We start from the raw sequence: 8,699 nt of genomic DNA on the forward strand, positions 1-8,699 counted from the left end.
CTGATTGCCACTGGGTGCGTGATCTTTTGCACCGCCCCTAGAACAGGTCCTCGAAGTCAGCAGGGCTGCCCCTGGTGCGCCGACGAACGACAATTTCCAGACCGAGGGAAGAAAGCGTTACCATCAAGGTTCGCAGCTGCACTGCAGGCTTTCCGGCCTCAAGGTGCGATATTGTGCCCTGGCGGAGGTGCACTCGATCTCCAAGCGCCTCTTGCGTAAGCCCTGCTTTCCGACGGGCGCGCCGCAGGATTGCGCCGATCTGCTTTTCATTGCGCGCTATCGCGTCAAGCATCATGGTCCTCCGAATACGCGAATGCGTATAAAATGGTGATATACGCGATGGCGTATAAAATGCCAAATTAGAGAAAAGGCGTCCAAGGTGTCGATCGGACCGGCATTGATGACGGGTGCCAGTTCCTCGACGAACTCCGGCAAGCTGCACGGCGGCGACCTGATCGTGTGCACTACAGTGTACTAAATGATTTGAGACAATGGATATCGCCCGTTTTCTTTAATCAGCAAATTCGCCCCGTGTTACTCTCCCTTAATACCGTCGGACGGTATTAAGGAGCGCCGGCGATGCCCGAACTCTCGACTGCTCTTCGCGTCCCGGCAGCGCAATACCTTCGCATGTCAACCGACCATCAGCGGTATTCACTCGATAATCAAAGAGCGGCCATTTCGGAGTATGCCGAGATGAGAGGCTTTGCCGTTGTCCGCACGTATGCCGACGCAGGCAAGAGCGGCCTAAGTCTGAAAGGGAGGGACGGACTACAGCAACTGCTCGCGGATGTCGTGACTGGTCAGGGCGGCTTTTCCGTGATCCTCGTCCTGGATGTCAGCCGGTGGGGACGATTCCAGGATACGGACCAGGCCGCGCACTATGAATTTATCTGCCGCGATGCAGGCATCAATGTCCACTACTGCGGGGAACCGTTCGACAATGACGGCAGCATGGTCGCCAGCATCGTAAAGAACCTGAAGCGGGTAATGGCGGCCGAGTACAGCCGCGAACTTTCCGCCAAAATCTACAGAGCGCAAATTCAGCAAGCTTGCCTCGGATTTAAACAGGGCGGCCCCGTGCCTTATGGCATCAGACGCTTTTTGGTTAGCCATGACGGAACGCCGCGATTGTTCCTCGGGCCGGGCGACCGCAAGGGGCTCAAATCAGACCGCGTAGTTTTTATGCCTGGACCTGACGAGGAGCTCAAAATAGTACGGCGAATTTTTCGCATGTTTCTCGCGCAGAAACAAAGCATTGCGAACATCGCCAAGACATTGAATGACGAAAAGATACCGTCGACGGATGGCGACTTATGGCGTTGGGGACGGGTCAAAGGCGTGTTGCGAAACGAGTTGATGACAGGATACTACGTCTTCAACCGGACCAACCACAAAATGAAAAATCCGGTGCGCCGCAACCCTCCTGATCTTTGGGTCCGGACCAGGGTGATGGAGCCTATTATTGAACCTAAAACATTTGCCCGAGTGCAGCGGGAATTCAGCTTGGGACGGGTCTTTGCCCTCCGAGACCCCGACATGATCAGAAATCTGAAGTGCCTCTTACGAGAGAAAAAGAAGCTCTCGCAGGCGATAATCAACAATTGCCCCTACACACCCTCGGCGCATGCATATTGGGTGCACTTCGGGAGCCTACAGGCCGCCTATAAGGCGGCTGGGTTCATATGTCCGCCAACCGGCCAACGAGGTAAATACTACTCGGATGACGATCTGCTAGATGGCATCCGCCGATTGCACGCAAAGTTCGGCTACATCACAATCGCTTTGATCGACAAGGACCGCCACCTCCCAAATCACAAACTTTTCATCAAGCGTTTCGGGTCGGTTGTGAACGCCTATGGCCTAGCTGGCTTTCCTACGACAACGAGCGAAAGTATCTCGGCAGCCCGACAGCGAACTGCCGCTCGGCGCCGGAACGCGCATGCTGCTCGGCCGACAGCATCCTCAGAGTGATCGAAGCCTTGAGGAAGCAGTGACGGGCCGGCCAAGGCTGTACGTCCATGGCCAACATCCCCTCCATTAGTTGCCTCCTAGCGGCCGAGCGGTTGCCGGGAGAGCGAGACCAGCTCGGCCTCATCGGTCACGCCGGCCATGAAGTTCGCAATGATCCGGGATGCGATGGAGTCGCGGGCATCCGTCGACTGGCCATCAAGCTTCAACTGCTCAAAGACGCGGCCCAACAGCGCCAGTTCCGACGGCTGCAAGACACCGGCTTCAGTCGCTTTCCGTCGAATCGGCATTGATCGCACCTCCCCGAAGTCCGTGTAGAATGCCGCAGACGCCCTTTAAACGCAAAATGCGCGACCTACGCCAAGTCATTTGGCACGAACAGCCAAAGCACAGGCCTCTGCTCGTTGTGGTGGAGTAGACCTTTATACCAAACATTGGCCGGAACGGACACTGCGGCCTGTCCGTCAACCTGACATCCAAGATGCCAGCAGCAGGGCGCACAAGGATGACACCAAAGCAGCGGCCGCAATAAGCACCCCTGCGCGCTGCCACCCCGTCGGTAGCTCGTGTCCCAATCCATTGGGCCGCCGATTATCATTCATGGGCAGCAGAAAAATAGGTTCCGCTAGTTCTTGCCGCTGGGGCCAGGACCGCGACCAACGCCGTTTCGAAGGCGTTGCGATGATCTCACCAGTTTGCATGCGCTCTCCGTGATGAATACCCGCCACGCCAAGCGAGCCGTGGCGGGTAATCAACCAACCGACGATGAGGGGACTGTTGAACGTCGGCTGCATCAAACGTGTAAAGAACTCCAATGTTTCACGGGTCAGACCTTTGCGCTTCGGCATTGGGCTTTGGTCGGGTTCTTGCCCTCGGAAATGAAAAAGCCCGCCGGCCGTGAGGCCAGCGGGCTTGCTTGACCGCCCTTGAGCGGCGATTCGCTACTTCCCCGGATTTGGTTAGGTCGGATCCAACGGGGGAAGAGATGATGGGGTTGGCGAAGCCGTCACGGACGACAGTCGCTCACGCTTCGTGAAAACGGGCTTCTGATAGATCTTCTTCATCGACATTCCCCTTTGCCAATCCGCAATGTGTCACTCTTTGGCTTAGGCCGGGCAGCGTGTCAATCGCGCGACAAAAAGCCCGCCACCTCTCGGTAGCGGGCAAGGTCTGTAGTAGCTGGGATCAACCAGCATAGGTCAACTTGCGGCGTCGGGGATAGTTGCGATGGTCGGGCGGATTCCAACTCTTGCCGCCCTAACCTGATGCTAAATCGGCCGCCTGCCCCGCATCTTTCAATACAGGCTGTTTCCGCATATGTTCCGCCACATGTCCCGGAACACCGTCCTTCAGATAATTGCCGCCTTGATTACGATTGCGGTGCTGGCGGTACTGCATCAGGGGCTTGACTGGTTTCTTAGCAGTCTTGAACCAAAATTCATGATGGGGCTGGTCGTCGGCTTTATGGCGGGGACAGTCCTGGTTCTGCTTATCTGGTACTATGAGGACCGCAAAGTGCGGTATTCAAGGGCGGTTGGCCCCGGCGGGGCCGCTGAGCAAAAGCGCTCGCGCAACGCGATCGACCTGTGACTGCTGAATCTGAGATCCCCGGCCGGCCTTCATAAGCGCTTCCAATACTGCGCTCTGTTGCGGGCCGCCTATCAGCGTGCGAGCCATGTCGGCTATAGCCTTTTCGTTTCCGCCATTGTTCAAGGCGTCAATGACCTTATCCACCGTCCGCATGCCGGCCGCTCGGGCCGCGCCGCGGGCACCGCCGGCAATGAAGCCTTCGCGTAAGCCAAACCCGGGGGCGTTGGCGGGATCAATTGCTTCGCGAGCAGCGACACGCGCCGCCGTCTCCGAATTGCGCGTGACGATGTTCGACGTGTCGGCAAACAGCTTTTCCCGGTCAAGCAGATCGATGATGGAGCGGGCCTTGTCGGACCCGAAAAGCGTCGACAGACGAGCCCTGTTCCAATCGCCTTCGCCCTTGATGAGCCGCTGAAGCGCTACACGGTCGTTTGCGTTGGTACCGACGATGCGCTCTATCTCCGCCCGAGCGCCTTCACGCAACCGAAGCGGCACAGCGGACGGCCCGACTTGCAGCCCCTGCGGCAATGCACCTTGCCGGACTTCTGCGGCGAGTTCGTCGGGGCGCGGCGCTTCCCGGCCGCTTGAAAGGACGGATTGGCCACGCCCAACAGCCTCTTTCTGCCGGGCCAGCTCTGCATATTTCGCGTCAACTTCCTTGATCCCGGGAACCGATGCCCGAAGCTCGTCGTCAACAGTCTGCCGCGCCGTGGTCAGGGCGTTGACGGCGTTCGTTCCCTGGGTTGTCTCCAACATGTCGTCTATAGCGTGCCGCGTGTTCAGCAATTCGCCCGCGTCCGAAACTAGAGACGTGCCGGGGGGCGGTTGGCCATCGGCCCGAGCCCGAGCAATGTCAGCCGGCGTTGGCTGATGGTCCAGCATCGAGCGGACACGCTGCACAAGGCGCTGCGGCTCGCCGCGCAACGTCTGGGCTTCGGTTTCGAGATAGCGGGCAATCGGTAAAGTGTCGACCGGGCCAGCATCGCGCAATGCCTCTTGATATTCAGGCGCGAGGCGCTGTTGGTTGGTATTGGCTCGATCGATGATGCGCGAGGGCGTGGGAGCTTCGCCAAGCGTTTCATCAAGGGCCGACCGGATACGCCAGTTAGCATTAGCATCGCGTGCGCCGATTGCGTTTCGAACGATTGCCTTGCCCTCGCCTGGGGTGGCGGCAATAGCGCCGGCGGTATGCCGCATGTTCGCGCCAAGGTCCATCAACATGCCGTTGTCGCCGAGCTGCGACAGTGCAGCGGGATCTACGGCATCCTGACGAACAGCCCCCGCCAAGACCTTGGCGGCGGTCTTGTCGAGCCCGAGGGCGCGCGCGACCGCGCCGATGTGGAGGTTGTCGGCGACGGCCTTGACGCCCTTGCCGATCAGCGGCGCCAAGAATGGCGCAGCCAAACCAGTCGCAAACCCGATCCCGGCGCCTTTGCCGGTTTCTTTGATATCTCCCCCCGAACGCACAGCAGAATCCGCACCGTTGATCGCGGCTCCAGAAAGCGCGCTAAGGCCATATTGCAGAGGCTTCGACGCAGCTCCAATGCCAAACACCTCTGGCGCAGCCATCATCGCCGGCAATGTTCCGGCAACCGCACCCGTCACGTTGCCAAGCGTCCGCGCGACAGGGTGGGCCTCGCGGCTCGCCTCGTTCATGCGGGTCATCTCCGCATTGACTTTGGAATAGAGTTCGCCAGTGAGAAGCGAGCCTATGGCAGCGGACGCGGCTGTAAGACCCTTATCGATGTAGGGACCGGCGATCGGCACGCCCTCGCCTGTCGATGTCAGGTAGGTTCCCATGGCGCCCATGTCAGGACTCGGAACAAACGTGGGTGCCTCGTGGCCGCCTTCCGGCTCGGGGCCGCCGCCGGCTATGATCTGTTGCGCCTTCGCGATCCCTGCTTTCGCGCGAGCGTCAGCATCCGTTGCGGCTGCGTTGGGAGGCGCGGCCGGGAGCGACTTGGCAATCTCGTCCACTGCCGCGTTCTGCTGCTCGGGCGTCATCGACAGAAAGGCGTCGTCGACCTTGACCTTTTGGCCCTGGATGTTGAGCGTTGCCATCAGGGTTCAATGCTCCATTTCAAGCCGTTGCTCGTCGTGCCGGCGCCGGTCGGCTCCCCAGCCGGAGCATCGCCGCCGCCGCGACTGCTCCTGATGGCGTCGACCATCGCACGGACGCGCGCCAGCTTGTCGTTGACCGATTCCTTTGCCTCGCCCGGCTTGGGCGTCAGGATGGAGGCCTGGTTTTCCACTTCGGCCGGCGCCGCCGTGGCTCCGGACACGCTGTAGAGATAGGATGCGATTATTGTTTTCAGCGAGTTCGAAGCGCGCTGGTAGTCCGACGATTTCAGGTAATCCGCCCCGTAGTCCGATCCGTGCGGCACGGCTGAAAGCGCCTGATCCGAGAGATTAGACAAAGCGGAGAAATTATCTTCGACAATCTTCAGCTCGGGCGCGACCACTGAATACAGCTTGGCGTCTCGCTGCTGCTGCTCGTTCGGCGGCTTCGACTTCGGACCGGTCAGCGGGACGATTCCCGCATTCTGGTTGGGAACCGGGTTGGCGGCGCGCGGGCTCATCGGTGCGATCGGCGCCGGAGGTGTTTGCACGGGCGCCGGAGAGGCCGGCGGTGAAGCGGGACCAGGCGCGGCGGCGGGCGGTGCGATGGGCTGGGGAGCCTGTCCAGGCATCTGTGCGACGATGCCGGAAGGCGTCAGGAACATCATTTCTCCATTCGGGCCGGTGATGGTCTTGCCGGCCGCGATCTGGGCCGCCTGTTCCTGTGTGACCTTGTTGTTGTTTACCAGCCAGTTGAGCGCCTGGGCGTCGACTGCATTTCCCTTGAACATGTTTGCTTGGCCGCCGCCGGGCGATGCGGCGACAGCTTTCGTTTCACCTGTGCGCTTGTTGTACAGCGTGCCGTCGTCAAGCTTCTCCCAATCGGTCTGCTGACCCGTATAGACGGCCTGATGGGTCTTCGGATCGACAAGAGAACCGCCAACCTCAATGAGCTTGTCCTGGTCGGCTTGCATCTTGCGCTCGTCGAGATCGAGCCTCGCCTTTTCGGCCGGCGTCATCTGCGGATTGCGCAGCCGTTCCGTCTCGATGCGGGTTTTCTCCATGTCGAGCCGGTTCTTTTCCATCTCCATTTGCGTGGCCGGGTCGGCTGCGGCCATCTTCTGTTTCAACAGAATGCCAACCACGCCGCGCTGTTGTTCGGACAGCCGGGGATCTGTCGCCGCCTGCATGAGCTGCTGAACGGTTGGGCCACCGCCCGCAACCTGCACGCCCTGCGGGCCTGGCGCCGCACCAGGACCGCCGGCAAGCACAGCGCCCCTCTGCGGGATGCCGCCACTATCAACCGCACGCGGCGACTGGACGCCAGCTTGTTGCGGCGCGCCAGACAAGGCTTGCGCGGGTGTCTGCTGCGGTGCGGAGGCTGCGGGAGAAGCAAGGGCGTTGGCGACGGCGGTGCCTGCGGGTGCCATGCCCGAGGCTGGGTCAAGGCTCGCCACTTGCACCGGGTCCGAAGTGGAACCGCTGAACCGCGATGCGAACGAGTTGGCCTGTGCGATACGCCGCGCGGCCTCGCCGCCTGGTCGATCGTAGCCCGCGAACTTCCATGCATTGTTCATGATCTGCTGGGCTTCGGTCGGCGACTTTGCTGCGTTCAGCCGATCGATCAGCGTCGGATCTTCCTGAAGGAAGAACTGCGCTTGGAGCTGTGGCGAAGGATTGCTGGGATCGCCGCCGTTCTTGGCCGCGAATTGTCGCATCGCCTCGAAACGTGGGCCGCGCCAAGACAGGATTCCGCCTGCCGTGCCAGCCTCACCGCTTTCGCTCGGGTCCGACCAAGAACCGAAGGCGTTCTTCGGATTGAACCGGCTTTCAGCGTTCGCAGTTGACGCGACGGCGGCGAGGCCATTGGGATTGGTGACCTTGCTTTTCACCGTGTCCATGAAACCGGAATAAATGCCGTTTCCCGAAAGGTCCGGAGTTGGACCAGCCGCCCCTCCCATGCCAGAGGACGCAACATTGCCGCTTTCGGCCACGGGAGCCCCACCGGCAGCAGCGGAGGTCGAACCGGCCCCCGAGCCAAAGAGCGCCGAAAACACGCTGTCACCGCTCTTGCGCCAGTCCGCTTCCGCCCTGTTTGCCCTGCCGTTGGCCATACGGTAGCCAAGAGCCTCGCCGATGGCAGAAAGGCCCTGCCCGACCGTCTTCGGTGCCGCCGGACCGCGAAGGGCGTCCGCGATGGCGCGAAGTCGCGCGAGTTCTTCAGGCGTCTGGACGCCAGTATCTCCGCCGAAGATGAAAGCCGGCTGTGCGGTCATGCGAATGCCCTCCCGTAGTCGACGGCATCGAAGCCGTTGACCGTCGTCACCGCATAAGGCCGATAGGCGCGCACCTCGTCGGCCATGACGCCGACCTGTTCACCGCCGCCCCAGAGATATTCGAACACGTACTTCGTCAGGCCGTTGGCAAAGGTGCCGATTGCGCGGATGTTCTTCTTCAGGCGGCGGTCCGAAAACTTGATCAGGTTCGCGCCCAATCCGAACAGACCGCCCATCAAATCGCTGCCACTGCTGGCGTCCTGCTGCCACTTCTGGAGCTGCTGATTGTAGTTGGTGTTGATCAGCCCCGCCGTGTCGGTCGTCGGGATGGTCGGCATGTTCGCGTTGACGAAGTTCGGCTGGCTGACCTGTGAGCCCGAGAGCAGCGCCGTCAGGTTGTTGATCGGGGCCGAATTCTGGGCCAAGGCCTCCTGCACCGCCTGCCCGCGACCGGACAGCAGCAACGAATTGTAGGCGTCGTTTTCTCCCTGGTCCTGGATGTTCTGCGCCTGGGCGTAGTTATCCGAACCGGGACGGATGCCGCGATTGATCAAGTCGGCTTCGTTCGCCTGTCGGCGAGCATCGAGCGCCGGCTGAAGGCGCTTCATGCCGAGATCCATCAACCGGCCTTCGGTTGCGTCGTTGGACAGGTCGACCGGCTTGGCGAGCCAATCCTTCAGAAACGACGATTGGCCGGCCGCCAGTTCGCCCAGGTTCAGCTTTGCCTGGTCGGTCTGGTCTTTAATCGCCTGACCGGTTCCCGACAACGTTTGCGTGGCCGTGTAGGTCGGGATGTCATAGGAC

The 8,699-nt window shown here is 60.8% G+C and carries 7 protein-coding genes; 1 reads left to right on the plus strand and 6 read right to left on the minus strand.

What is annotated here, in order from left to right; all coding sequences use genetic code 11:
- Positions 1–37: 37 nt before the first annotated feature.
- Positions 38–295 carry a helix-turn-helix domain-containing protein gene (locus EN893_RS09610; protein ID WP_306255447.1) on the minus strand — a complete coding sequence of 86 codons (258 nt, stop codon included), beginning with the start codon at positions 293–295 and terminating at the stop codon, positions 38–40.
- A gap of 284 nt (positions 296–579) precedes the next feature.
- Here EN893_RS09610 and EN893_RS09615 point away from each other — a divergent pair, with 284 nt between their 5' ends.
- Positions 580–1,974, plus strand: coding sequence for a recombinase family protein (locus EN893_RS09615; protein WP_127270278.1), 1,395 nt, complete (start codon positions 580–582; stop codon positions 1,972–1,974).
- A 77-nt stretch (positions 1,975–2,051) separates the two neighbouring features.
- Here the strand turns inward: EN893_RS09615 and EN893_RS09620 are convergent, their stop codons facing one another.
- The 5 genes from EN893_RS09620 to EN893_RS09640 all read right to left on the minus strand — a co-directional run.
- Positions 2,052–2,261 carry a hypothetical protein gene (locus EN893_RS09620; RefSeq protein WP_127270279.1) on the minus strand — a complete coding sequence of 70 codons (210 nt, stop codon included), beginning with the start codon at positions 2,259–2,261 and terminating at the stop codon, positions 2,052–2,054.
- 174 nt (positions 2,262–2,435) lie between these two features.
- Entirely contained in the window at positions 2,436–2,819 is a 384-nt protein-coding gene (locus EN893_RS09625) for a hypothetical protein (protein WP_127273274.1), read from the minus strand.
- A 676-nt stretch (positions 2,820–3,495) separates the two neighbouring features.
- The gene (locus tag EN893_RS09630; protein ID WP_127272556.1) at positions 3,496–5,622 is read right to left on the minus strand and encodes a hypothetical protein; all 2,127 of its coding nucleotides are present in this window, start codon (positions 5,620–5,622) and stop codon (positions 3,496–3,498) included.
- Positions 5,622–7,895, minus strand: a complete 2,274-nt coding sequence (locus EN893_RS09635; protein ID WP_127272555.1) for a phage tail tip lysozyme — start codon at positions 7,893–7,895, stop codon at positions 5,622–5,624. The genes EN893_RS09630 and EN893_RS09635 overlap by 1 nt, the downstream gene beginning before the upstream one ends.
- Positions 7,892–8,699 (minus strand): tail fiber domain-containing protein (locus tag EN893_RS09640; RefSeq protein ID WP_206640097.1); only part of this gene is annotated, 808 nt, incomplete at its 5' end. The genes EN893_RS09640 and EN893_RS09635, both read right to left, overlap by 4 nt.

Source organism: Mesorhizobium sp. M7A.F.Ca.CA.004.04.2.1 (assembly GCF_004022825.1).
In the GTDB taxonomy this organism is placed as follows: Bacteria; Pseudomonadota; Alphaproteobacteria; order Rhizobiales; family Rhizobiaceae; genus Mesorhizobium.

Excerpts from the sequence above, each read along its gene's own strand:
- EN893_RS09610 (WP_306255447.1), bottom strand. The coding sequence starts at position 295 with ATGATGCTTGACGCGATAGCGCGCAATGAAAAGCAGATCGGCGCAATC.
- EN893_RS09615 (WP_127270278.1), top strand. The coding sequence starts at position 580 with ATGCCCGAACTCTCGACTGCTCTTCGCGTCCCGGCAGCGCAATACCTT.
- EN893_RS09620 (WP_127270279.1), bottom strand. The coding sequence starts at position 2,261 with ATGCCGATTCGACGGAAAGCGACTGAAGCCGGTGTCTTGCAGCCGTCG.
- EN893_RS09625 (WP_127273274.1), bottom strand. The coding sequence starts at position 2,819 with ATGCCGAAGCGCAAAGGTCTGACCCGTGAAACATTGGAGTTCTTTACA.
- EN893_RS09630 (WP_127272556.1), bottom strand. The coding sequence starts at position 5,622 with ATGGCAACGCTCAACATCCAGGGCCAAAAGGTCAAGGTCGACGACGCC.
- EN893_RS09635 (WP_127272555.1), bottom strand. The coding sequence starts at position 7,895 with ATGACCGCACAGCCGGCTTTCATCTTCGGCGGAGATACTGGCGTCCAG.